This window comes from Sphingobacterium sp. UBA6317 (assembly GCF_002440385.1).
Classification (GTDB): domain Bacteria; phylum Bacteroidota; class Bacteroidia; order Sphingobacteriales; family Sphingobacteriaceae; genus Sphingobacterium; species Sphingobacterium multivorum.
This window is the reverse complement of sequence record NZ_DJTD01000021.1, coordinates 14,631-37,234: the sequence shown is the minus strand read 5'-3', so window position 1 is coordinate 37,234 and position 22,604 is coordinate 14,631. Positions and strand designations below refer to the sequence as shown.

At 43.1% G+C, this 22,604-nt stretch carries 22 protein-coding genes; 7 read left to right on the top strand and 15 right to left on the bottom strand.

From position 1 onward, the window contains the following. Window positions 1-6: 6 nt before the first annotated feature. The gene (locus tag B3E92_RS05840) at window positions 7-1,395 is read right to left on the bottom strand and encodes a TolC family protein (protein WP_286895832.1); all 1,389 of its coding nucleotides are present in this window, start codon (window positions 1,393-1,395) and stop codon (window positions 7-9) included. Between the two features lie 79 nt (window positions 1,396-1,474). Further along, a complete protein-coding gene (locus tag B3E92_RS05835) occupies window positions 1,475-1,843 on the bottom strand; it encodes a hypothetical protein (protein WP_139144874.1) in 369 nt (122 codons plus the stop codon). A 254-nt stretch (window positions 1,844-2,097) separates the two neighbouring features. On the opposite strand from B3E92_RS05835, the gene B3E92_RS05830 reads away from it, so the two are divergent. Further along, the gene (locus B3E92_RS05830; RefSeq protein ID WP_286895830.1) at window positions 2,098-3,582 is read left to right on the top strand and encodes a DHA2 family efflux MFS transporter permease subunit; all 1,485 of its coding nucleotides are present in this window, start codon (window positions 2,098-2,100) and stop codon (window positions 3,580-3,582) included. 144 nt (window positions 3,583-3,726) lie between these two features. Here B3E92_RS05830 and B3E92_RS05825 read toward each other — a convergent pair whose 3' ends face one another. Beyond that, window positions 3,727-4,731, bottom strand: coding sequence for an Rpn family recombination-promoting nuclease/putative transposase (locus B3E92_RS05825; RefSeq protein WP_286895826.1), 1,005 nt, complete (start codon window positions 4,729-4,731; stop codon window positions 3,727-3,729). A gap of 581 nt (window positions 4,732-5,312) precedes the next feature. On the opposite strand from B3E92_RS05825, the gene B3E92_RS05820 reads away from it, so the two are divergent. Next, on the top strand, window positions 5,313-6,248 hold the full coding sequence (locus B3E92_RS05820; RefSeq protein WP_286895822.1) for a 1-phosphofructokinase family hexose kinase: 936 nt from the start codon (window positions 5,313-5,315) through the stop codon (window positions 6,246-6,248). Between the two features lie 177 nt (window positions 6,249-6,425). Here the strand turns inward: B3E92_RS05820 and B3E92_RS05815 are convergent, their stop codons facing one another. From B3E92_RS05815 to B3E92_RS05785, 7 genes are all read right to left on the bottom strand, one after another. After that, on the bottom strand, window positions 6,426-7,505 hold the full coding sequence (locus tag B3E92_RS05815) for a DUF6624 domain-containing protein (RefSeq protein ID WP_286895818.1): 1,080 nt from the start codon (window positions 7,503-7,505) through the stop codon (window positions 6,426-6,428). Window positions 7,506-7,999: 494 nt separating this feature from the next. Then, a complete protein-coding gene (locus B3E92_RS05810) occupies window positions 8,000-8,314 on the bottom strand; it encodes a hypothetical protein (protein WP_286895816.1) in 315 nt (104 codons plus the stop codon). Window positions 8,315-8,360: 46 nt separating this feature from the next. Then, entirely contained in the window at window positions 8,361-8,804 is a 444-nt protein-coding gene (locus B3E92_RS05805; protein WP_286895812.1) for a DUF5675 family protein, read from the bottom strand. Between the two features lie 14 nt (window positions 8,805-8,818). Continuing rightward, the gene (locus tag B3E92_RS05800; protein WP_286895809.1) at window positions 8,819-9,373 is read right to left on the bottom strand and encodes a DUF6266 family protein; all 555 of its coding nucleotides are present in this window, start codon (window positions 9,371-9,373) and stop codon (window positions 8,819-8,821) included. Window positions 9,374-9,444: 71 nt separating this feature from the next. Beyond that, entirely contained in the window at window positions 9,445-10,089 is a 645-nt protein-coding gene (locus B3E92_RS05795) for a DUF6266 family protein (RefSeq protein WP_286895807.1), read from the bottom strand. Window positions 10,090-10,506: 417 nt separating this feature from the next. Further along, window positions 10,507-10,890 carry a hypothetical protein gene (locus B3E92_RS05790; RefSeq protein WP_286895804.1) on the bottom strand — a complete coding sequence of 128 codons (384 nt, stop codon included), beginning with the start codon at window positions 10,888-10,890 and terminating at the stop codon, window positions 10,507-10,509. Between the two features lie 100 nt (window positions 10,891-10,990). Next, complete coding sequence (locus B3E92_RS05785; protein ID WP_286895801.1) at window positions 10,991-12,001, bottom strand: hypothetical protein; 1,011 nt, start codon at window positions 11,999-12,001, stop codon at window positions 10,991-10,993. Between the two features lie 188 nt (window positions 12,002-12,189). Here B3E92_RS05785 and B3E92_RS05780 point away from each other — a divergent pair, with 188 nt between their 5' ends. Further along, window positions 12,190-12,570, top strand: coding sequence for a hypothetical protein (locus B3E92_RS05780; protein ID WP_286895798.1), 381 nt, complete (start codon window positions 12,190-12,192; stop codon window positions 12,568-12,570). 72 nt (window positions 12,571-12,642) lie between these two features. Here the strand turns inward: B3E92_RS05780 and B3E92_RS05775 are convergent, their stop codons facing one another. Further along, on the bottom strand, window positions 12,643-13,182 hold the full coding sequence (locus tag B3E92_RS05775; protein WP_286895797.1) for a hypothetical protein: 540 nt from the start codon (window positions 13,180-13,182) through the stop codon (window positions 12,643-12,645). A gap of 46 nt (window positions 13,183-13,228) precedes the next feature. Continuing rightward, entirely contained in the window at window positions 13,229-13,513 is a 285-nt protein-coding gene (locus tag B3E92_RS05770; RefSeq protein WP_286895794.1) for a hypothetical protein, read from the bottom strand. A 228-nt stretch (window positions 13,514-13,741) separates the two neighbouring features. Here B3E92_RS05770 and B3E92_RS05765 point away from each other — a divergent pair, with 228 nt between their 5' ends. The 4 genes from B3E92_RS05765 to B3E92_RS05750 all read left to right on the top strand — a co-directional run bounded on the left by B3E92_RS05765 (window position 13,742) and on the right by B3E92_RS05750 (window position 16,630). Further along, window positions 13,742-14,272: a hypothetical protein gene (locus tag B3E92_RS05765; protein ID WP_286895791.1), complete on the top strand. Its 531-nt coding sequence runs from the start codon at window positions 13,742-13,744 to the stop codon at window positions 14,270-14,272. Between the two features lie 253 nt (window positions 14,273-14,525). Then, a complete protein-coding gene (locus tag B3E92_RS05760; RefSeq protein WP_286895788.1) occupies window positions 14,526-15,518 on the top strand; it encodes a helix-turn-helix domain-containing protein in 993 nt (330 codons plus the stop codon). Between the two features lie 325 nt (window positions 15,519-15,843). After that, on the top strand, window positions 15,844-16,011 hold the full coding sequence (locus B3E92_RS05755) for a hypothetical protein (protein ID WP_286895786.1): 168 nt from the start codon (window positions 15,844-15,846) through the stop codon (window positions 16,009-16,011). Window positions 16,012-16,261: 250 nt separating this feature from the next. Further along, complete coding sequence (locus B3E92_RS05750; protein ID WP_286895783.1) at window positions 16,262-16,630, top strand: hypothetical protein; 369 nt, start codon at window positions 16,262-16,264, stop codon at window positions 16,628-16,630. A 47-nt stretch (window positions 16,631-16,677) separates the two neighbouring features. Here B3E92_RS05750 and B3E92_RS05745 read toward each other — a convergent pair whose 3' ends face one another. Genes B3E92_RS05745 through B3E92_RS05735 form a run of 3 tightly spaced genes read right to left on the bottom strand, consistent with a single transcriptional unit; the run spans window position 16,678 to window position 22,591 of the window. After that, complete coding sequence (locus tag B3E92_RS05745; RefSeq protein ID WP_286895780.1) at window positions 16,678-18,033, bottom strand: RagB/SusD family nutrient uptake outer membrane protein; 1,356 nt, start codon at window positions 18,031-18,033, stop codon at window positions 16,678-16,680. 5 nt (window positions 18,034-18,038) lie between these two features. Beyond that, the gene (locus tag B3E92_RS05740; protein ID WP_286895778.1) at window positions 18,039-21,185 is read right to left on the bottom strand and encodes a SusC/RagA family TonB-linked outer membrane protein; all 3,147 of its coding nucleotides are present in this window, start codon (window positions 21,183-21,185) and stop codon (window positions 18,039-18,041) included. After that, window positions 21,182-22,591, bottom strand: a complete 1,410-nt coding sequence (locus B3E92_RS05735; protein ID WP_286895777.1) for a TlpA family protein disulfide reductase — start codon at window positions 22,589-22,591, stop codon at window positions 21,182-21,184. The genes B3E92_RS05740 and B3E92_RS05735 overlap by 4 nt, the downstream gene beginning before the upstream one ends. Window positions 22,592-22,604: the final 13 nt, after the last annotated feature.

Here is a 22,604-nt window from a genome sequence, read left to right as displayed (position 1 = left end):
AAGTAATTAATTAAAAAGTTGAAGAAAGCCATCGACATTGTTTTGTGCCACCACCTGATGGAACAATGCCAGATAATAATTATACTTAGCGGTGATATAATCGCGCTCTGCCTGATTGAGCATATTTTGGGCAACGTTGACCTCCACAATATCAATCAGCCCGTTTTTGTATAAGGAAAACTTCTGACGGTAGGCGGCATTTGCAGCCTTGGTCTGACGCGGAATTTCCTTGAGCCGTCTTTCAGCAGTTTCCACTTCCGTGGCAGACTGTGCAATATTCATGGCGATGTTGGCCTGTTGTTCCTGTAGCTTTTGACCGGCCTCGTCCACCATAAGACGCTGTGTATGGAGTTTTACTTTTTTGCGGCGCAGGTCAAACAGGTTGTAGTTAATCCCCATACCGACGAGGTAATTACCCCTTTGCAGGCCAAAGCCATCGGCTAGTAAACCATAACTGTTATCACTATGTACACTGGATGCCCTCCCCCAGACGGCGCCCGAGAGGAACAGCTTAGGTCGGTAACTATTGGCGACCAGCTTTTCTTCCATCTTGGTCTTGTCAAACAATGCATTATAGTAGGCTACGAGTGGATGCTGACGGCCACCATCCAGTTCAATGGGGGCATTCTTTACCTGCTCGAAAAGAATCTTTTCGGCAGTGGTGTCCGCTATAATCTGCGCTGGCGACATACCCGCCAAAGTAGCCAGTTGAATTTGCAATTGCTGCTGTTGGTTATCCAGTTCGATAAGACCAAGCTGGCTCCGCGATATTTCAGCATCCGCCATACTGGTATCCACACCGGCCCTGATACCACTTTTGACCAGCGCAAATATCGACTGACGTATTTCCTGATTACGGGCTATACTCCGCGATTGGATTTCGATTAGGTCATGCAATTTCAACAATTGCAGATAACTGTAGATGGTGAAGGACTGCAGGTCATACTTAGACTGTTCAAAACGACGGTTCTCCACGGCCACCTCCGCCTGCGCGAGCTGGTCCTGGGCCTTGAATTGACCAAAATTATAGACCTCCCATTGGAAAGCAGCAATGCCAAGATTACTGCTCACAGCCTGATAATTATTATTGGCACGGATACCACCATTATTGGTCGGTACCAAGCCAAATCCGAAGTAAGGCCCCGGTACATTATTATTGGAACCGACATCTGCCTGATACGACAGCTGGAGGCTCGGCAGACGGTTGTTTTTGACTTCGGCTGCTCGGGCCTGCTGCACCTGCGTACGCACGTAGTCGGTACGTAAGGAGGGCGCATGCTGCGTTACCGAAGACAACAGCTGATTGAGTTTGATAGGCACATGGTTCTCCTGGCCATAGCTAAAGAAGCTACAGCAGAGCAGCACATGCCCCATAAGGACAAGTTTCTGAAACATATAAAAAAGCTTATTTTAAAATAAATGAATGTCTGTAGCCCCATTGGACTCATTCAATACGATTAAAATCGCTTTTTTATCATAAAGTCAGTTGGAGATTACGCAGGTATAGCCGCTCGAGCGGAAATAAGGCCTTGGACAGCAAGTTACCAATCGAAAACACGCTGGAATTCGGAAAGAACCTGTTGAAAAAGTGGGTAATGAAAAACTCCCTTACTTTGGCGGTAAAGTGACGAAGTGGAGAGAGCGTCAGACAGACACTATCTTTGACATCAACCCAATCCAGGTATTCTTGTTTCCGTTTACTAAAAGCCTTGATAACGGTGATAAACTCATTCTCGCTCTGTGCCTTTGCCTGATGATAAAGTGAAAATCCGATCAAAGGCTTCACGATCAACAGCATCGCACTTATCAGTAAGAGAAATTGAAATATGACTCGTCTTAACATAGGTTGTATGATATCTAATGTACAGCATTTTGATTTGCGTACACTACAAATATAAACAATGGCGCAGTAGACTAATGTAACATTGACGTAGCGAAAGCTTTTGTAAACATCATGTTGCAATCACACTTTTTCCTGCAAAGATCAACCGCTAGCGCTCTCCTAGCCTTAGCCCGCAACATCATCCTCGTCCACATCTTTCGATTCTCCGGAAAATACATAAGCAGCCAGATTCGTCTATATTTAATTGCCTTTAAATGACTTTTCTTTTTTTGGATAGGTTTACTTTTGTCGCAAATGTATCCCGTTCGGGATTGAAGAAGAGCAAAATGAAGAAAGAATCACGCATCATATCGCTCATTGTAGGTGGCACACTGCTTATGGAGATGCTCGACACCACAGCGATATCCACGGCCTTACCCAAAATGGCACACGATTTTGAGCGTAATGTGGTACAGCTCAGTGCCGGTATTACTTCGTATACGGTTATGTTAGCTGTATTTATTCCAATCAGCGGCTGGATTGCCGACCGCTACGGCGCAAAAAAGGTTTTCAATACGGCAATTATGGGGTTCATACTTTCTTCAATCGCATGTGGACTGAGTACCAACTTAACTTCCTTTGTTATAGCGCGAATCTGCCAGGGTACTGCAGGCGCACTGATGGTACCGGTCGGCCGTCTCATTGTGCTCAAGCATACCGCAAAGAAAGATCTGGTCGATGCGATCGGTTATATTGCCTGGGCCGGATTATTGGGCCCTATAATTGGTCCCGTATTGGGCGGATTTTTTACGACCTATTTTAGCTGGCACTGGATTTTCTTTATTAATGTACCCGTCGGTGTATTTGCACTGTGGGCAGTCAATAAATTTATTCCAGCGATGGAATCTGAAAATCGACGACCACTTGACCTTATCGGTTTTTTTATCAGTGGGATCGGCCTTGCCGGCATTATGCTGGGTACTGAAATGATCGGTGCAGCCAAAGGAGATTATACCAAACCCATTGTTACTATCGTTGCTAGCTTTGCGCTAATGGCCGTTTCAATCTGGCACTCCAAGCGGATCAAGTATCCATTGATAGATTATAGTGTCCTCAAAATAAAAACGTTCAGGGTTACGGTCTATTCTGGATCGATCACCCGTATGGTGATCAATGTTGCTCCGTTTATCCTGCCGCTTATGTTACAGTTGGGTTTTGGACTGAGCCCATTTCACGCAGGCCTCCTCTATATGGCCAACATGCTGGGCAGTATGAGCATGAAGCCCGTAGCCATATGGATCACCAGAAGATTTGACTTCCGTAAAGTATTAATCGGGAATGGTATTATTTTAACATTGTTTACTGCCGGACTTTCCCTGCTTTCAATACAAACACCGATTTGGCTTGTAGCCATTGTATTCTTTTTCTCTGGACTTACACGGTCGCTTCAATTTACGAGCCTTAACACCTTGGCCTATGCAGACATACCAAATGAGCAGATAAGCAATGCAAATACGCTCTATAATACGGCACAACAAATGGCACTTGGTATGGGGATCGCCTTAGGAGCGGTAACCCTCCACCTAGCAAGCAGTTATTATCAGGATACTGTTTATCAGATGCGGGATTTCAGTCTGGCATTGCAGTTAATTGCGGCCTTGTCCCTACTATCCTTAATTGAATATTTCAAAATTAAACCAAGTGACGGAGCCAATTTAAGGGGCTTGCCTTCACAAAAAGAAGTGCAGAAGGCCGCTTAGTCCTTTAAATTGTAGTTAGGCACTTCGGAGTGAAGGCAAAACTGTTTGCCGGAAAAGCTCCAGCAAATACAGGTTTAGTTAGTGCAAAAACAGCTGCTCAAAAATCTGAACAGCTGTTTGCTATGTTTGTATAATTGGGAATAATTACTTTTTGTCTCTGGCTAGATCTGCCCGTACTTTCTGTACAAAATCAAGCGAAACCTTCGCAACACGCACGATAACATCATCAGTAAGCTTAAGTTCGGTAATCAAATTTTCCACTACCTCATAGCCTTTTGCCTCAGCGCCCCGTTCCAGTCCTTGTTCAACACCTTGTTTAATGCCTTGTTTAATGCCTTGTTCAACACCTTGTTCAATGCCTTGTTCAATGCCTTGTTCAATGCCTTGTTCAATGCCTTTTTGAATAGCCTCATTAAGCTGTTGCTCCTGATATTGGCGCACCGCTTCAGCATCCCATTTACGTTTTAGACTTACATCATACATTGCTCGTTCCTCCTTATTCAACTTTGCGTATTCTGCTATTTTAAATAATTTTTCAAATATAGGCTTCTTCAGATAGACCGGTATCTTGTTCAGCTTGGACATATTACGTAAAACATAAAGCCAACGATCAAGATCAGTTTCTAATTCCGCCTCTACTTTTGTAAAGTTACGCAATTGAACGTAAATAAACCCCAACTCTTCATAAAAAACTCGACCTGTCTTCCTGTTACACAAGCAAATATCGTGAATAACAGCGCTGGATTCATCCGCCTGTGAAAAAGTAAATCCATCCATAAGTACAACGATATACACTTCGGTTATCGCATAATTCCACGCTCGCCGTTTTCCTTTGGGAGCCTGATCCGCAATAAGCTTACTGCTGTAGTAAAGCATGCGTTTTTTCAAATTTATCTGTGCAGTACGCTGTACTTCAATCACAAACTTCTCTCCATTTTCAGCTGTACAGATCAGGTCAAAGATCACGGTCCCGATCTCCTCGCTATCCCCTACATGTTCATTCTTTTCGTACAATAAATCGACAATACTTTTCCGTCCACGGAATAACTCATTCAATAGGGAAATCAGTAAATCCTTATTGGGTTCGGATCCAAAAATGCGCTTAAATGCATAGTCTGAAACTAGATCTATATAAACGGGCTCGTTCATAAATATAATAATTGGTTGTTGACTGTAAATTTCGAAAAAAGAATTTAATAAAACTAATATTTTTAGTAATAAATACAGATTCCCGAAGACCTACCGTCAACGACTATGCAAAGGCTGTATTGATAACTTCCGTTATATTTAGGTTGCCACTGATGCCATCCCCATTGGGCGTCCGGTTAATAATAACTAGTACCACACGGTTATCAGGAAGGCCATTGAGTTGTGTGGTGAGTCACCTGCGGCAGATCATGAAGCAAGCGGACAAGTCCGCAAAAGCATTTTTTACCGCCTTGCAGCGCAATCTCAAAAAGATCCTCGAGCTACGCGATACCTTTAGAAGTGGAAAACGCGCATAGTCGACTTACAGAAACGCCTTGGGAAGACCACTGTCTCAGCGAAGACCTCGTCTACCAACAGGAATGATTCAAATAACGGGGTAAGCAATGTTGACGAAACCGAAAGCACGTAGGGTATTTTGCGCTGTACACTGTCAATAATAATTATTAGCTTTATTTAAATTATGCTGTGATGCATTTCAACAATGCACTATTTATCTCTGAATAGCTTTATAACTTAGACAAATGGAAAAATCTATTTTAACAATAACCCTGAACCCATCCGTAGACAAGAGTACCAGTGTACAACATATCGTTCCTGAAAAGAAATTACGTTGTGAAGCACCTGTATATGAGCCTGGTGGCGGAGGAATTAACGTATCTCGAGCCTTGAAAAGACTTGGTTTGGATTCAACAGCTCTTTTTACATCCGGTGGAAGGACAGGCAGTTTACTCGAAAGCTTATTGAGACTGGAAGATATTGCTATAGATCCTATTCGGGTGAATGGCGAGACCCGCGAAAACTTTATCGTGGTTGACAGCGCAACCAATCAGCAATATCGATTCGGTTTTCCAGGCGAACAAGTTGAATCCAACGAGCTGGACGGGATTAGGAATTCAATTGAGGAACTCCCGGATATTCCGGATTTTGTCGTTATCAGCGGCAGTATGCCCGCTGGTATGCCGCCCGAGTTTATACGATCACTGATCAATAACTACAAATCGAAGGGCAGTAAAATACTAATTGATACCTCTGGCGATGCACTTCGCCTCGCACTGGATGAAGGTGTATATTTAATCAAACCGAATGCCGGCGAGCTTGCTGCTCTTGTGGGAAAAGAGGAATTGGGGCATTCCGATCTGGATATGGCCGCCCAGCAGCTAATTTCGGAGGGTAAAGCAACTCTAATCGTGGTCTCGCTAGGTGCTCAAGGCGCTATATTATATTCAAAAACAGAAAAAATCCAGCTGCCTTCCCCAGTGGTAAAAGTACGTAGTACTGTGGGCGCAGGTGATAGTATGGTCGCCGGCATGGTGTCTGTTTTAGCCCAAGAGGGCGATCTGGAGCATGTCCTTCAAATGGGAATCGCATGTGGCTCGGCCACGACGATGGCGCAGGGAACTGGACTGTTTGCTAAGAAAGATGTCGATAGGCTGTTTTCGGAAATAAAAAAAAGATAAATACTGGGGAATTTGCCTTACAAATGAAGATGTTGCCTTACAAAAAGGCGCACAATCCTGTGCACCTTTTTGTTCTACTCATCTTTTCCGTTTACCCGGTTTGGCTAGTAGACCAGTCTTTAAATATTAAATGATAAAATACCATTTGCAAGCCCTAAAACACGGAGACAATATCAATTATTTATTATGATATTTTAATAGATCTTTTTCATACCTTTCTAGACTCCAAATAATCTTCCATCTCTTAAGATATTCTTTCATTGGCGGTAAGCCAATCTTGGATCTGAACTCATCGACTTTAGCAGGCTCCTGAATTGGCAACACATAGTATGCAGAACCCGATTTGCCAACTTGTGTACCATATTTCTGATTATCATTGCGCTGTAAAAGATATCGGTCCTGGAATAACGCATAATCGGTGGCTCTTATTTCTCCTTTCGAAACGGCTCTTTCCACCATATCGATATACTTTTGTTTAATATCTAAAGGCGCGTGCTGAAGCACAAGGTATACTGTATTGATTCCCCTCTGAGATACCTTTTCTGCTCCTAGCCAGCCGTAGCTATCTAACAGTAAAGAAATTCGATTCTGATTTTCTGAATCGTTTTTAGACATTTCACCATAAAGCTTTTTCATTTCCAAACTATCATCTGCCTTTACATTTAAAAGTTTCATTCTGGGGAGCTGATCGTTTTCATAAATAGTATCTAAGATGTGAATAAGCTTTTTGTCAAGAGACTCATAATTATTAGACTGGATAGAATCATTGAAGTAATAATTTGCCTTTATCTTACTCTTTAAGTTTTCCCATCTTGGAATATTTTCTAACTTTTTAAATGCACTATCTGCCTCTATTTCTATGTAACTACTATATCCGACTTTAACTAATTTATTAAATTGATTCTCAACAGAATCTAAATTTCCTATTAAAGCCCATAATCTTCCCGCTTCATATCTATCTTGAACAAGCCCTTTATCACCATTTTCGGCAAATGCGCGCTCAAGCATAGTTACTGCCTCTTTATATTTATTAGTACTCCTATAAATTCTAGCGCTATCTATCAGTTTTTGATAGCGTTCAGGGAGCACCTGACTGAAACTGTTAGAACTAGATAATATCAAGAGGAAGAAAATAAAAAAAATATTGTATCCTTTGATTTTTGTTATGCAATTATGCTGCTTCGTCATCATTCCAACTTGCTGTATATGGGTCATAGAAACACTTTCTTGGTTTTTCTGAATAGTCTTCATCTTCATGACCGTAGTCCATTTGGTCGAATTTTATAATCGGGAAACGCATTTAGTTTAAATTATTACACACGAAATGTGTTTAAAAAATTACAAATAATAAATCAAAGCTGAAATTTTTTTTAAAAATTCAAATAGCTTACATTATATTTCTTGAAACATAAAATAATAAATACCTTCCACTAACACTTTCTGTATCGTAAATTGTCGATGAATTGAGCTGCCGAAAGATGTCGATAGGCTGTTTTCGGAAATAAAAAAAAGATAAATATTGGGGAATTTGCCTTACAAATGAAGATGTTGCCTTACAAAAAGGCGCACGATCCAGTGCGCCTTTTTGTTCAACTCATTTTTTCCGTTTACCCAATTTAGCCAGTAGCCTACTTGTCGCAAAACTGACCAGCGTGCCCAAGGCAGCCGTCAGGGCGGTCTGCAGTACATCGCCCAGCGAGATGCTGGCCCAGATGGAACAGATGGTACCACCGATGGCCGAGACGCGGATATCATTCATTTTCATCCATCGCGCTCCTTTCCCTAGTATTTTCGGCTCCGTTTTTAGCGGCCAGGTTATCTCCAGCGCCCTCCGAAGTAAACTTATCGCTTTCCAATTCAGAAGCGGGCTTCCTACCGTTCTCTTCCACCGAACCATCCTTATCGTCTACCTCCGGCTGCGGCTTAGCCTCATCCAATACCGTTTCCACGATGCCAAGCCCCAAGGCCAGGTATTTTAATACATTGCCCACCTTACCCGGCAGCTTAATAGGTGCCGCCAACAGCAGCTGTAGCACCTGTCCTATTTTATTGAAGATCTTTTTCATGCTTATTCTATTTAACGGTATTCACTTGCCCTGTATCGGGCGACGCTTATTCAATATGCACTTCGACAAGCCGCTGCAGCATCAGTTCGGCCACAAGTTGATAGAACTTTTTGTACGCGACGCCCGAGGCTAGCAGGCGGTAGTCGCCATCTTCCAGTACATACTGATTGCCCACCAGCACACAGCCAGCAGTCTCTTTATAGCTATTCCCTTTGTGGAAGTAGACATAGCTAAAATTATGAATATCACGTATTTCAAGCATACCACGGTGCATCTTTGGGTAATCGTCGTAGTAACGGCCATTCATCGCCCCGTCGCGGTTAAAGCCCAGCGGGTAATGCCCTGCTGGTATGGCGGTTTCTCCCCTTATCTTCACGGGACGCGGAATATTCTCCAGCCCGTAGCAGACAAACTGATTATTTACGTAGATCTCGGAAATCGTGCTATGCTTGCCCTGTTTTGTACGAAGTACTTTTATCGTTGATTTCATACGCAAGATTTAAATTAGAAAAGACCGAGGTATTGACTTCTGGAGTACAGGTTTTCATCACGATCATGTAGGAACAGGTACAGGTGCACCGGCCTATCATGCAAGATGGATGGCAGCTCGATCGTCATATGAAGATCCTTCCGCAGCACCTGTTGTTCATTGATGGCTGCCTGCTCGCCAATAATATCATAAGCACAGCATATGACCTGATCGTCCCATTGGCTATAATCTTTGATGTTGGATTCGGTTGCATCCCAGCTCAGCTGAATCGTATTGGATGAGCGTACACAGGTATTCACCGCGAGCGGAGACAGCATGCCATTGCTGATTTTTGCCAGGGCGGGCACGATCTCAAAATCCGGATATTCACCCTGTATCACATTGGTCAGCGTATGTGACATGGCACGGCCAAAAGCCGCCTGCACCGTGCACTTGCTATGGACATAACCCTTGAGGATGAGCGGATAGAGTGGATTTAAAAACCGGCGTGCCAGCCGAAAGCGCTCCTGTGCCGCCTGCCTACGTGTCGGATCTTTAACCTGCTTTTTAAACTCAGAAATCACCAGCATAATCTTATCGTTTTGTGTTTAAAAATCGGGAGGAGCCTCATGCTCCCCCCGTTCAATTACTCCCTCAGCGGCTAAGCCAGGTCAAATTCTCCCAGATAGGTACTTTTGGATACTTTTTCGGCCTTGCGGTCTGTAAAGAAAATCCAGACATGCCCCTTACCTCCGAGCAGGTGTGCCGGAATCACGATGTCTATCGTACCGGCGGCACGGGTTGGCGGAGTTGGTGCTGTCATAAATTCATCCTTTTCGGGTGAATAGACCAGGATAATGACCTGATCATCGGCTTTGGTCTTGTAAAGGCTGTTGAGGATGGTATCCCAGTAGAGCGAAAGAATTCCGCCACTCACAGTAGCCTCCATGCCACCGCCGTTGAGGTAAGAGCCCGTACTGATTTCGATCTTGCTGTAATCCAAGCTAAAGTTTGGATAAGTACCGGTTACCGCCTGGGCGATATTGAGCTGCAGTGCCACATTGGTCGGCGTCATCTTTTCTGTCTTGGAGAGCCCAAATCCGACCTGTAGGATTGGCGTGATCGGCATCAGGAATTTGGAGATCTTCAGGAAACGCTCCTGTTGGATCAGCTGTTCTTCGGACATCCCTTTCGTCCGCTTTTTGGGTAAGCCCTTGAGGTAGTTGATAGATTTCCAGGACGAGGCGATAACCGCGCCGACTTTACCACTTGCTCTTCCGATTACACCATTGTTGATTGTTGCCATGTTGTTTTATTTAAAAAGTTAAACCCCATAAAGCTTTCATTTATACCGGTATGTACTGCTTTACTTCGACAAACATACCACATCAAACAGCCCCTTGTCAATAGCGCAAAACAGGTTGGCGGAGACTCGTCGGTGGTATCCCAGCTTTTGTCGGCGGGCTGTCGGAGGCAATCGGACATATTCCAGAGACGGAGTGGTCTGGCATTTCAAAAACTACACACTCGAGCAGCCGTCTTAGCCATTTGCTTCGGACCAGCTTCGGACCAGCTTCGGATCGTCAATAGATCTTGTACAGATGCTGAACAGACCTTCACCAGTCTCCAAACAGGGAATTACTGTTCAGCAACAGGTCAACAGTGGCTGCTCTCTCGTTCATCTCCGAAGGCAATACGAAGCAGGTACGAACAGCATAGGGATTTAAGGCATTTTCCGCGGCCATTTTTTATATTCAGCCACATACAGCTGCACCACATCTTTTTTGAGAAAGAGATCCGCATTGCCCTCTTTATAGGTAGCCTTGAGCAGGCCTTTGGCGATACGGCGCTCGATGGTGCGCACACTTTTACTTAAAAAATAAGCGACTTCGTGGATGGTCATTGTACCCGTCAGCCTGTGGAGTTCCGTATACTGCTGTTCCTGCAGCAGGTCCAGGATACGGTCCAGCTTAGCCGCTAGCGGCGTATATTCGATGCTTGGTTTTAGCTGAAAAGAATAGTGGATTTTTAGATGAATACCTGTCGCATTGGACACAAAACGAGGGACAATCCCCTTTTGATCAGGAGATCCTTTAACAAAAAACATAAATGGGCATGGTTAGCTCGACTAACCGCCGAAATCCAGATCAGCAGCAGACCTGTTGCCTACTGCGCTCGGTCTATCTAAGTTTATAAAATGGGATGATTCAATTGAGCGGAATAAGGTGATCCCATCCCTTATGCGCCAGGTTATTAACGTTATCCAAAAATTTTGTTAGATTTCTATTTTTTCGTACCCATTGCGTTGCAATCAATAGTTTTTCAATATCCACTTCAGTCATTGTATTCCGTAGGCTCTCAAATACCTCTTTGCGCAATTCAAGTTTGGATGTATTTGGGGGTATCGGATAGCGAATGAGCATCATGTTGACGCGGCAGTTGCTACTGATACGGAAATACCATTTATCCAGTCCGATTTCCTCCAGTTTTTCCATAAACCGGTCCGCTTTCCGTCTCGTACCGTCCATTAAAATGACTTCTTTTTCGCCTTTGCTCGAAAAGTAAAACGGCACATCAAACATGCGCACGTCCATCTTTCTTGTAAAGTCAGGTTCAAATTTAGCGTGGTTATAGAGCACGTCGTAGAGCGATCCGATGACGATCTTTTCATCTAAAATAGTTGGATGAACAACGTGCACTATTTTTTCGGGCAGTTGCTTACCGAATAGTGAAGCCGCGTTTTGAGGCGTGCACCACCATAAATGACCGACTTTAAAAACATAGTCAACATAGCAGTAGCAGCATATACTCACAAATGGCATGTAATGCAATAAATAACTCCTAAATAAGCTAACGCTGTCGTTATTTCGGCGTACATGAGCAATCATATAGATAAAACAAAGGTAGACAAGCAGCAGCGCGATTGTTGTCAAAAAGACAGCCCATACTCGCTGCGATTTGGGTATACCCTTGATCTGTAAGCGTCCCTCTTTCAGCAGTTCCAATTCAGGATATTTTTTTTGCCATTCGATCCAGGCTATTTTTAGGCAGATGCGGATCAACAGCCCTGCAATAATAATGGCTAAAGCAAAAGTTACTGTCCAAACGCGATACGAATCCGTCCCGAACCGCTCCAATTTAATTCCTTTATTTCCAATCAAATTAAATAGCATGGAAAAGCATAAGCTCCCCAGGCATAGCCTAAAAAAATGCTTCATATCAGTCCGTCAAGCGACAATACCTAGGTTATATCTACATGTTTGAACATCCAAATTAATCAAAATTTTTAAATAATTGGAAATATTTATGATGCTTCAAAAAGATTAACCTACTAAATGTGGTAGGTTATTTTGAAACACTAGTTTTTATAACCCGTAAAACAAACATTTGTCAAAATTTAAAATATATGAAAGAAAATTTTGACAATGCAGGTGTGGCCCAAAAGGTAGCCGCACTTCTTGCGCTACCCTTTGCGGAGCGTGCCACTGAGCTGCAGTTGATGAGAGACGATTTTGCAGTCTGGATGGAAGACCATTTTAACCTGAAGTCCCATCAGGCCCAGCAGCTTAACAATCTTCCTGCTGAGTTTCGCAAACAACTTAGCAGCGCTATTAGCAATTATCTGATACAAGGGTATCCGCTGCAGTTTCAAAAAGACGAAAAGGAAGAAGATCCCGATTTTAAGGACCTTACGATTCACGGGCTTGAAAAATGGCAAGATGATGTCGTGAAGGTGAACTTCACTCCTCTTTTTATACGGATTTCATACAGGAATTCGTCGCATTAATCCAATCCTACGCTATCCAAAATCAATTCCCCCGATCATCCCGAAATCCTGATCGGGGGATGTTTTGACGAGCTAGCAGATTCCATCTCCCGCATTCCTGAGCTGTTTGGTCAATTCAATCCAGGATGCGAAATCGCCCACATCGTTTTTATTCAGTACAAAGTAGTTGCTGGTATGTTTCAGATAGATCTTTTTTGCACGCGTTTCTGGTATCAGTTCCTGCCGTTCCAGGGCATCATAACGTAGTATCCAGCTGCCCCTTACAAAAAACCGGGCATCGCCCTCCAGCGCGTCCTTAACTTTCTTCAGTGTCCGAAACCGCAGCCTTATGGTTTGCCCCTGCTCGTCGTAGGAAATTACCTTGCGCTCCTGTAGGCTGAAAGCCATATAGCCTGCCAGTCCGGAAGCGCCCCCTGCAGGCACAATTCCACCTGAGGTAGGCGTTTCTTGTCCGTCTGTGCTGCTAGCCTCCTTCGTATTACGCTCCGCTTTCGGTAGTCGACACCTGGCTATTGCTACCGCTCGCGCATTGACGGCCAGAAAGTAACGGGCCAGCGCAAACTGGTTTACCAGCGAGAATAATATGAGCAAGATCAGGCTCATAAACAGCATCCATGGAAGGTTTTTTCCCAGGTATAATGGTCCCTGCCGCAACATTTCATAAGCCATGGGAACTACCAGAATGGGTATAAACGGAAGCAGGTAAGAGCGCCAGAGATAGATTAACAGGGCCTGATGGTTGGCGCGCAGCTGCGAAAGCCGGGGCCGCCGATAGCTTATCAGCCAATGCGTCCCTAGAGCCAGCAGACCATAACCGATTGCCAATAATAATCCGGGCAGAGGCTGCTTCCTCAGCCCGACAGATCCCCAGAACTGTCCCCCTTCGATCAGCGTAATGGCCCAATAAACGGCCAGCAGCACAACAGCCATATGCAGCAGCCATTGGACAGGCCGCAGCCCCTTAAACAAATGATACATATTTTATCCTCAACAATTGGTGCATACATTACCCTATTTCCCTGTCCGAATTTTTGCATATATGTCCGAAATCTGGACACACAGCCAAAAGTACAGGATAATAAAAAAATGTTTTTATAGTTTTGATAAAGATCTAATAACAACCATTATTAAACCCAAACAACATAACATTGAACGAATTTATTAAATATTAATGAGAAACAAAGAAATAGACAACTTTATAGAAATATTAGCGGCGTATATGCCCTTGAGCCCAGAGCATATCGAAATGTTCGCGGGCCGGCTGCAGGTACGGCTGCTCAAAAAGAACAGTCCATTGCCTAATTTTCGCAACGATTACCTCTTTGTATCCTCCGGGCTTCTAAAAAAAGAAAACAGCGACAGTGGTGATATCCTACTCTTTCTCAAACCTGGCGATATTGAGCTTTTTGCCAACGAAACGGAGACTTTCCATTACATCAGTTTAGAAGAAAGTACAGTATTACTTTTTCCTGTCAGGGTGATCACCGACCTGCTTCAACATCGGGCACTCGTTGCAGGCTACCAGCAGCTCGTTCATCGCTGGTGTGCCCTGCGCTGCAGCCGGCAGGAACTGCTGTTACTGAAAGCCTCCGAAAAGAAAGCCGAGTTGTATCGGCGGCTGGGCAAGTGCATCAATAGTATTTCCAATAAGGACCTGGCACGTTACCTGGATATGGACAGCAGCTATTTCAGCAGTCTATAAGTTGATTTTTCCGTCTTTTTTCTATGAATTTTCCGGTTCAATTCTGGGAAAATCACAATCGCAAAGAAGTTTTTCTACACGAACTTAGGGATAAGAAAGGAAGCATCGGCGGCTATACCCAGGGTCAATCGAAAGTAAATGCTGTAGCAGAAGATTGATCGTTTCATAGTATCTGTACCTAAAGGAGGGCGCTTATGCCCTCCTTTGCTTATTATAAAAGGCTCTTGCGCTTAGCCTGGCACACAAAGTAATTATGGAAAATAGCATAGTCATTGAACAGCTCATGGAACTTTTGAACTGCAGGGCGGAGATCGCCAGCAGTCCACCCGACTATGTGGCCTTTCCGCTGCGGGGTACAGCTTGGGAAACCCTTGGCTGGACCAGCGGCCGTTTAAGCCGGCAGTCGCGCAAGCTGATCGGCGCCCATTTGCAGCTCATCGAAGCCGAGCTCTATGCAGACCTACGAATCCCCTATGGCGTGGCGTTCCCCAGTTACTTTTTATTTATCCAATTGCGGGGCCGCAGTTATTTTTATGACGATCAGGGTGAGCTGCTCCGCTACCCGGACCGGCCCTATCTTGCACTCTGTTATTATCCTGCTGGTGACTACGCCCTGCATCTCGGGCATGGCCTACAGAGCTTTGCACTCCTATCTTTTGAAGCGGAATGGTTTGCCGATTTCGGCAACAATTACCCAGCTTTCGGGCCATTGGAAGAAGCCTGGTTGAAGGGGGCAACAACTTGCTGCCGTTTGGGCCCTATGCCCCTCAACAAAATCATGCTGGACCTGCTGGACGAGATCCGTTTTACAGCGATCAAAGGACTGCAAGACAGTGCACGTGTGGTGCAGCTGCTGGGAAAGCTCCTTCAGCACTATCACAATGCAGTTGTTGCAGCCGAGGCAGCGGTCGGGCGCAGTCCCGAAGTACTGCGGTTGGCCTTAGACAGCTACCTCGAAGAGCACTACATGGACGAAAGCCGCTGCAGTATCCGGCAGATCAAAAAGAGCTTAGGCTGGACGCGGCATACCACTGAGCAGGTCGCCAAAAATAGCCTAGGCTGCACCCTGCGGCGCTATGTGTTGGAGTTTCGGATCCAAAAGGCCTGTCTTTTGCTGACCGAAACCAATGCCAAGATCTCCGACATTGCCTATCAGACGGGCTTTTCCGATCTGGCCCATTTTACCAACAGCTTTAAGCGTTCGATGGGCATGCAGCCATCAGTCTATCGGAAAAAGAATAGCTAGTGCTTCTTTGTGAGATTTTGCTGTATTGAAACTGAAAATAGTGTGAAGGCCTTCAATTCACTACAAATGCTGCGCAGCTTGCTGCCGTAACTTTGGGTAAAGAGCTTAAACAAAGAAACGAAAGCGTATCGGGCGCTGAAACCATTTTTTCCGATGGTAGAGTCCCTGACTAAGTAGCCAAAGGCTGTGAGACCAGCTACTGAAATCTGCCGATACGTGATGGAGCCATACAGATGTCGGGACGTAGGAACGCGGGTACAGCGATAAAGTGCAATCAAGCCCATTGGGCAGGCCGCGCCAAGGATGCGCCGCTGAGAACAGACAAATGGATCAGGTAAAAACAACGTCGTATGAACAGGATGTACCCAATATTGAATGTAATGACAGTCCTTTTCCGCTGGATCGGAAAGCTGTACTCGTCCCTCAGGATGTGGGTGCATGTGCTGTTCCTGCAGAGCGCTTTGGTCTGCAAGCTGGTCAAAGACCTGCTTAAGCTAGACGCCTTACCTGTTCGGATTGGCTTAGCCCAGAAGAGAGTTGCCAACCGAAGGTGGCACAATCGTAAAGGGGCGCTGTTCACGGCAGTCCCGGATAGTCTACTTGGGCTATCTGGGAAATGGTTAGCCGAGTATCGGGATACGAAGCCAACCAGCGAGGTCTGCTAAAAGACAACCCATAACTGTAAAATAAACCAAAGTTTTTTGAGGCAACCTTTTTTTGATCGTATAAAAAAGACCACAACCATGATTTCAAAAAAGATCATTAAAAGAAGTTTAATTACCGTTGGATCGGCATTGTCGTTAGTACTAGGCATTGCATTCGCGGTGAATGCAATGGAAAAGAAGGATAGTTTTATTGAGAAACCACCTGCAACTCAAACGTACTATTATCAACTAAATAGTACAACTCCTGCGGATGTTAATAACCGCAATAACTATGCATTAACCAAACCTGGAAATGGACAGGTGGAATGCGGTGATGGAATATATATCTGTGAAATTCAAGATACTCCACACCCATCCGATCCTACAAAACCTGCCATGTCATTGGGTAATGTGACCGATAACCCTGATGATTACGAAGCTGCCGAAAGACCGGCATTTTCAAATTAATGGGATAGTTTTGAGGGAGGCAGCTCGGCTGCCCCCCTCATTTAATTTTATCTTGGATTTTGGGGCATGCCTGTCAGTTCAATGATCTCAGCAGGTAATGGTAATGCATATCTGTTATCATTTCTCTTAAGCGAGAACTCGTTGCCACCTAACTTGCGAGCGGGAATAATCACCTCATCATCAATCTTATTTAACCGTTTGATATCCCCCCATCGGGAATCCCGCATAATGAATTCCTTCCGTCTCTCATCCAAAACTAGTTTTAAGGCAGTCTCTTTCGACATTGACGCAAGCTGCGGACTATAAGTCTCATCATAACGATGACGTTGGAAAATTTCAAGAAATCGTAGTCCTTCCTCTGTTTTATTCAGCCGTATTAATCCTTCCGACACATTGAGGTAGGCATCGGCTACAGTAAGTCCCATAAAAAGCCCTCGGGAGCCAACATAAGACCCTTTGAAATTATAAGATCCATCTTTATTTCTTTCAAAAAACAGCTTCTTTCTAAGATCATGAGTGTCATATGAAGAATATACTAGTGTATCAATTTTACAATAGGACTTTCCAAGCATGTTATAGATTCCACCTCCGGCCACCATATAAACGATTTCATCATCAAAACCAAAAAATGGGTATCTGGCTTCCTGTGAATAGTCTTTATAATCTTTAAGTTTGCTATCGATTTCAAGTGCTTTTTGGGCATATAGAACTGATTTATCAAATTCCGCACGCGCTTGATAAATCCACGAAAGCAACACATAAGCTGATATCCTTGAAGGTAAGTGAATATTATCTGATTTTAGCGGCAATAAACTTTCCGCTTCATGTAGATCCTGTAATATCTGTTGATAACATGCTTCAACTGTTCCCCTTTCGGACGGTATGTTAAAGTCATCACTCAGTCTTAATGGGATGCCAAGATCAGTTTTGGAAGCATTCACATCATACGCTTTAGAAAAGAGGGAAAGCAGCTTATAGTGACCAAATGCCCTGAAGAATAATGCCCTTCCCCTAAGCTCCTTTGCACGCCCTTCCATTTTCCTCTCTGGAGCAATCTTATCCAATTTGGCCAGTACATGATTGCTGTAATATATGCTCTTATAATAATCCAGCCAAGGATTGAGGTAAAACTGGTAGAAGATTTCTTCTCCCCATGTATATAACTGTCTTTCGTGCTGATCAAATGCTTCCCAGCTGGATTTGTCGAGGTAATAATTATCAGCAGAAGCCTCACCAAGTCCCATGCTATAATAATTCATAACCTTAGTATTGTTCAATAGCGCATCAAGGTCTTCAAGGCTATTGGCTTCTTTTAGACTGGCATCAGGCTTTTCATCCAAGAAATTTTTACATGAAATCTGAAGAATGATCAATAGATATAAAAAATAGTTGAACGTTTTCATTTTTTCTAATTATAAGTCAAATTAATGCCTAAAGAAATCTGCTTCTTAGGCCTGAATTGCGAAAGGTAATCGGGATCGATTCCTTTATTGTTCTTTCTCCAAATAATTCCAAGATTAGTGGCATTGCAGAATACCCTTCCAGCAACAATTTTATTGATCCTGAATGTATGCCCAACAGAAAGATTCTGTAAACGTACATGGCTTGCATTTTCAACCAAAACAGAAGAACTTTGATAGAAAGAGCTGCGCTCAGTATCAACAGGGTAAATAAAAGAAGGTATATCTGTTTTGGATTCGTCACCGCTCACTTTCCATCTCCGGTCAAAATCTCCGCTACCATCGCCTAATCCCCCCATGGCAACCAATTCATTGTATCCTACTGGAGTACGCCTAAATACATGTCCTAATTTATATAGAAAACTGGCGGAGACATCAAAGTTTCCTACAGATATACCGGGGTTAAAATAACCCGAATAGCGCGGAACCACAGTACCTTTGTATTCGAGTACAGATTTATCCTGCAGTTTGATTTTTGGATAATCAATCGAACGCTCACCATTCAATTCCCCAATCGGATTTCCGTTGGCGTCCAGCCCATTCCACTTATATGTGAGAATAGAATATACTGGATAGCCTACCTGTCCCGTCACTGAAGTACCATAACTTAAAAACTCATAAGCATAATTGCCCTCATAATAGTAATCTGTGATTTTGCTGTTATTGAAATTGATCATAATTTGAGGCCTAAAGAAAATACGTTTTCCAAATGGTATATTTCCATTAAGTTTTAGGTCAACACCATTGCCTTTCATTGCGGCAATATTCCGAAGTACACCCTTGTTTGGTATTGCCGTATAATCCACAGGATATCTGCCAAAAAGGTCAGTTCCCCATTTTTTGTAATAGTCAAGAGAACCATTGATCTTACCCGAAATAAATGAAAAATCAATTCCAGTATTCCATATTGTATTTTTCTCCCACCTAAGATCAGGGTTACTGTACTGGGAAATGATAGCCTGTGGTAAATTGGTATAGCGGTCAGGGTTTGTATAGCGAATAGTAGTAATGGCTGAGCGCGATTGATCCACATTTCCACTGATACCATATGATCCGCGTAAGCTCAGCGCATCTATCCATGCTATCTTAAAGAAACGCTCTTCTGAAAGATTCCATTTGTAGCCAATAGACCAGAGCGGTTGCCATCTTTCGTTCGTTTTTACGCCAAATAGGTTTGAAGCATCCCGTCTAACACTCCCTGTCAGGACATACTTACCGTTATAAGAAACCGATGCATTTGCATATTGAGATCTTGAACGGTTTATTTTAAGGCGCTTATCATCTAAGTAAGGAACGTAAATGGTCGATTTATCAATAAAGTGAGTGTATGGGTTACGGTAATCTATTTTTGAAACAGTATACGTATCGGGATCAAATCCATAGAACCTATATTGAGAACTTTCGGCATTTGACTGTCTCCACTCCGTTCCCAGTAAAGTTGTAAGAAAGAAATCCCGCCACTTCTTTTCATAGTTGACACCAAATCTCACATTATGCGTCGTTTGTATCTGATCAGACTGATCCAAAATACCACCAGTAGGAATTGCCGATGTTACGGTTCGTTTGGCATAGTCTACCGCAGCATAGGAATTGATCAGATTTCTCACCATGTAACTATCCTCATCATAACGTTGCTTATCCCGGTTAGATACAAACTGGAAACTATAGTTTCCTTGCAGAGTCAGCCCCTTATACAGTTTGATATCAGCTGTAACATTTGCCAGCCCCATATTTGATGCTTGGGTAGAATGCTTTTTTTTGAATTCTATCAGCGGATATTCGAACCAATCATTTAACAGCCCCTGCCCTAGAGTGTCAAGATACCCTACCCTATTTTTAGCATGTTTAATTGGATTTCCATCTTGGTCTGCAAGCATGAGGTATGGTATACCGTTTGATGGACTATAGGCAGTTCTTCCTTCTTCAAATTTATTGTCTACATATTGAAGGTCGGTTGAAAGCCTGATCTTTGGATGCAGTTCAACCTCAATAAAAGTCCTTAATAAACTCTTTTTCAGCTTTTCGTCCAGTGTCCCTGTATTGTTGTCCATTCGAGCAGAAAATTGGTAACGCAAGTTCCTGCCACCACCTTCAATACTTAAGTTCTGATATTGGTTGACAGCCGTCCTGTACATATACTTACTGTAATCGTCCCTGACATCGAGTTTCTGATAGTTCTCTATTTCCCGTTCGTGACTCTTTTTATCTCCTATTCCATCTCTAATAGCTATTAAATGCTCTATTACAGGCGAAAAATAAGGCATATTGAAGGAATTTTGATTATTATAACGGCCTTTTTCAAACAGTAAGCTTTCAAGTTCTACAACACCTGCAGAAGAAATTAGATTTAATGAATAAAGGTCCGGTTTATTCTGAACCTGGACGCCGCTTGATAACGTTACCCGATTCGGTAAATTGTATTTCCCTTTTTTTGTCGTGATTACAATAACCCCATTGCCTGCACGGGTGCCCCAAATAGCCGACGCAGCAGCATCTTTTAATATTGTGATGTCTTCGATGTCTTCGGGATTGATCCAGTTCGGATCACCTTCGTAAGGGAAATTATCGAGCACGATGAGGGGAAGATTCGTATTATTGATACTGCTCAATCCACGAATAGTCATCGCCCGTTTGCTGTCGCCGGTCTTATCGAATAGGATCGGTGAATTACCCTCTAACTTCTGAAATATATTGCTGCCGTACACATCCCTACTCCGTTGGAGATCTATTTTATCGACTGCGCCTGAGGATATACGCTGATTAATTTTCTGATATCCTGTATTAATTGTAACTGTTTCGAGCATATTATCTTTGCTGGCCAACGTGACGGACCTGTCTTTAAGCAGCTGACTCAAAGCAATCGTAACAGTTTTATATCTGATATGCGTAAAGGTCAAGCTGTCCATATTAAACTTGTTCAAAAGAAAAGATCCTTCATGGTCAGTTTTTGCAACGAAATCTCTTCCTTTGACATTTACCTCTTCCAGCGGATTAAAGCTATCCACGTCGGTGATCTTTATCTTTATTACCTGAGCCTGGCCGTTCACCGTCTTGATAAAAATGAAAAGCAAGAATATTAAGTAAGTCGTTTTCATAAGCTTCTCCTTTCTGTTACCTCTATAATTGATTGTCTAGAGCGCTGATTTTTGATTTTTAGCCCATATTTAGACAATATGTTCTCTAAATATTCCTCGTCCCTTATCCTATGGAGATCTATAGAAATCCGGCCCTGATTATTGATTAAATCACTTGACAAATAGATTGGCACCCTCCGCAAATCCTTTTGTTGGTAATTCAGTGACTTCAGCAGTTCCTCAATCGTCACATTGCCTGCTCGCCTATATAACTTTTTATTTCCTGTTGGATATATCAGTTTGGTTTCAACTTCTTTCTCAACGACTGCAAAGTCATATCCATTTGTATTGAGCAGTGCGATCAATGCATTCCACTTTAATTCCTTTTTTGGGATGTTCAATGGAGCAATAGATTCTAAGCCAGCGCCATATTTGGTTAACCATACAGTGTAAGGAAATTTTTGTTGATCTTCGAAGCCGAAGTAGTCGAACTGATCTTCATTACTTATCTTTAAAAATATCCGGTTATGCCAATAAACATCAAGGAGTTTGTACATGGCAAACAACAGACTATGATTTGTTAGGTAGAGCCTTTGTGTGCTATCAATCTTTTTATAAGATCCAAACGCTGAAAGTCCGCTTATAGGCCCCATTATAACGGTCCGGGATTTTATAGCATCCTTAATTCTACTGTTTTTTTGGTCCAGGATGACTTTGGTTTTATCAAAATCAAGGATATCGCTCTTTGCAAGATATTCTTCATATTTACCCCCTTTCAATTTTTGAACATTTTCTGGTAACAATATTTCAGAATGGGCAATAGTCAAAACTTTCCCCTGTTGGATGACTACGACATGCGGAATTATCCTATATGGGAAATAAGCGCTGAGCACCGTATCGCCAATTATTGTTGGAAAGTTAAGCTTAAATCTTTCGTTGAACTTGGTGACTTCTTCCTTGTCCTGATAAGTGACACCAAGGAATGCTATATCTACATCAGCATACGCATCTGTTTTAACATACTTTTGTATTGATCCAATACAGGCACCACACCATGTAGCCCAGAAGTCCAGAATGATCAGTTTTCTATTTTTGAGTTCATTAAGAGTTACTGTATTCTTATTGGATCTGTTGTACATAGCGTTTAAGGATGCAGTCCAAAATTCATCCGGAACTGTATCTCCAATTTTCAGAGCTTTGATTATTTTCAGCCCTTCCGCCCCGCTGTCCTTGCGGGGCATCTGAGCCGATAAACTAAACATATGAAATACTGTAGCAATTACTAAAAGAGTCCTTATGGCTAGTAGTTCTCTTAAGCTATATGTTTTACTTTCAATACACGTAGGTTGTGCATTTATTAAATTTACATACTGGGCTGCCTGTTTTGAACAGGCAATACCTTCCCCAGTCCTTATAAAATTGTTCATTTTAAGGTTTTAA

What these genes read in the sequence shown, in the direction of transcription:
- B3E92_RS05840 (WP_286895832.1), bottom strand. Translation starts at nt 1,395, where the DNA reads ATGTTTCAGAAACTTGTCCTTATGGGGCATGTGCTGCTCTGCTGTAGC.
- B3E92_RS05835 (WP_139144874.1), bottom strand. Translation starts at nt 1,843, where the DNA reads ATGTTAAGACGAGTCATATTTCAATTTCTCTTACTGATAAGTGCGATG.
- B3E92_RS05830 (WP_286895830.1), top strand. Translation starts at nt 2,098, where the DNA reads ATGACTTTTCTTTTTTTGGATAGGTTTACTTTTGTCGCAAATGTATCC.
- B3E92_RS05825 (WP_286895826.1), bottom strand. Translation starts at nt 4,731, where the DNA reads ATGAACGAGCCCGTTTATATAGATCTAGTTTCAGACTATGCATTTAAG.
- B3E92_RS05820 (WP_286895822.1), top strand. Translation starts at nt 5,313, where the DNA reads ATGGAAAAATCTATTTTAACAATAACCCTGAACCCATCCGTAGACAAG.
- B3E92_RS05815 (WP_286895818.1), bottom strand. Translation starts at nt 7,505, where the DNA reads ATGAAGATGAAGACTATTCAGAAAAACCAAGAAAGTGTTTCTATGACC.
- B3E92_RS05810 (WP_286895816.1), bottom strand. Translation starts at nt 8,314, where the DNA reads ATGAAAAAGATCTTCAATAAAATAGGACAGGTGCTACAGCTGCTGTTG.
- B3E92_RS05805 (WP_286895812.1), bottom strand. Translation starts at nt 8,804, where the DNA reads ATGAAATCAACGATAAAAGTACTTCGTACAAAACAGGGCAAGCATAGC.
- B3E92_RS05800 (WP_286895809.1), bottom strand. Translation starts at nt 9,373, where the DNA reads ATGCTGGTGATTTCTGAGTTTAAAAAGCAGGTTAAAGATCCGACACGT.
- B3E92_RS05795 (WP_286895807.1), bottom strand. Translation starts at nt 10,089, where the DNA reads ATGGCAACAATCAACAATGGTGTAATCGGAAGAGCAAGTGGTAAAGTC.
- B3E92_RS05790 (WP_286895804.1), bottom strand. Translation starts at nt 10,890, where the DNA reads ATGTTTTTTGTTAAAGGATCTCCTGATCAAAAGGGGATTGTCCCTCGT.
- B3E92_RS05785 (WP_286895801.1), bottom strand. Translation starts at nt 12,001, where the DNA reads ATGAAGCATTTTTTTAGGCTATGCCTGGGGAGCTTATGCTTTTCCATG.
- B3E92_RS05780 (WP_286895798.1), top strand. Translation starts at nt 12,190, where the DNA reads ATGAAAGAAAATTTTGACAATGCAGGTGTGGCCCAAAAGGTAGCCGCA.
- B3E92_RS05775 (WP_286895797.1), bottom strand. Translation starts at nt 13,182, where the DNA reads ATGCTGTTTATGAGCCTGATCTTGCTCATATTATTCTCGCTGGTAAAC.
- B3E92_RS05770 (WP_286895794.1), bottom strand. Translation starts at nt 13,513, where the DNA reads ATGGCTGCTGCATATGGCTGTTGTGCTGCTGGCCGTTTATTGGGCCAT.
- B3E92_RS05765 (WP_286895791.1), top strand. Translation starts at nt 13,742, where the DNA reads ATGAGAAACAAAGAAATAGACAACTTTATAGAAATATTAGCGGCGTAT.
- B3E92_RS05760 (WP_286895788.1), top strand. Translation starts at nt 14,526, where the DNA reads ATGGAAAATAGCATAGTCATTGAACAGCTCATGGAACTTTTGAACTGC.
- B3E92_RS05755 (WP_286895786.1), top strand. Translation starts at nt 15,844, where the DNA reads ATGGATCAGGTAAAAACAACGTCGTATGAACAGGATGTACCCAATATT.
- B3E92_RS05750 (WP_286895783.1), top strand. Translation starts at nt 16,262, where the DNA reads ATGATTTCAAAAAAGATCATTAAAAGAAGTTTAATTACCGTTGGATCG.
- B3E92_RS05745 (WP_286895780.1), bottom strand. Translation starts at nt 18,033, where the DNA reads ATGAAAACGTTCAACTATTTTTTATATCTATTGATCATTCTTCAGATT.
- B3E92_RS05740 (WP_286895778.1), bottom strand. Translation starts at nt 21,185, where the DNA reads ATGAAAACGACTTACTTAATATTCTTGCTTTTCATTTTTATCAAGACG.
- B3E92_RS05735 (WP_286895777.1), bottom strand. Translation starts at nt 22,591, where the DNA reads ATGAACAATTTTATAAGGACTGGGGAAGGTATTGCCTGTTCAAAACAG.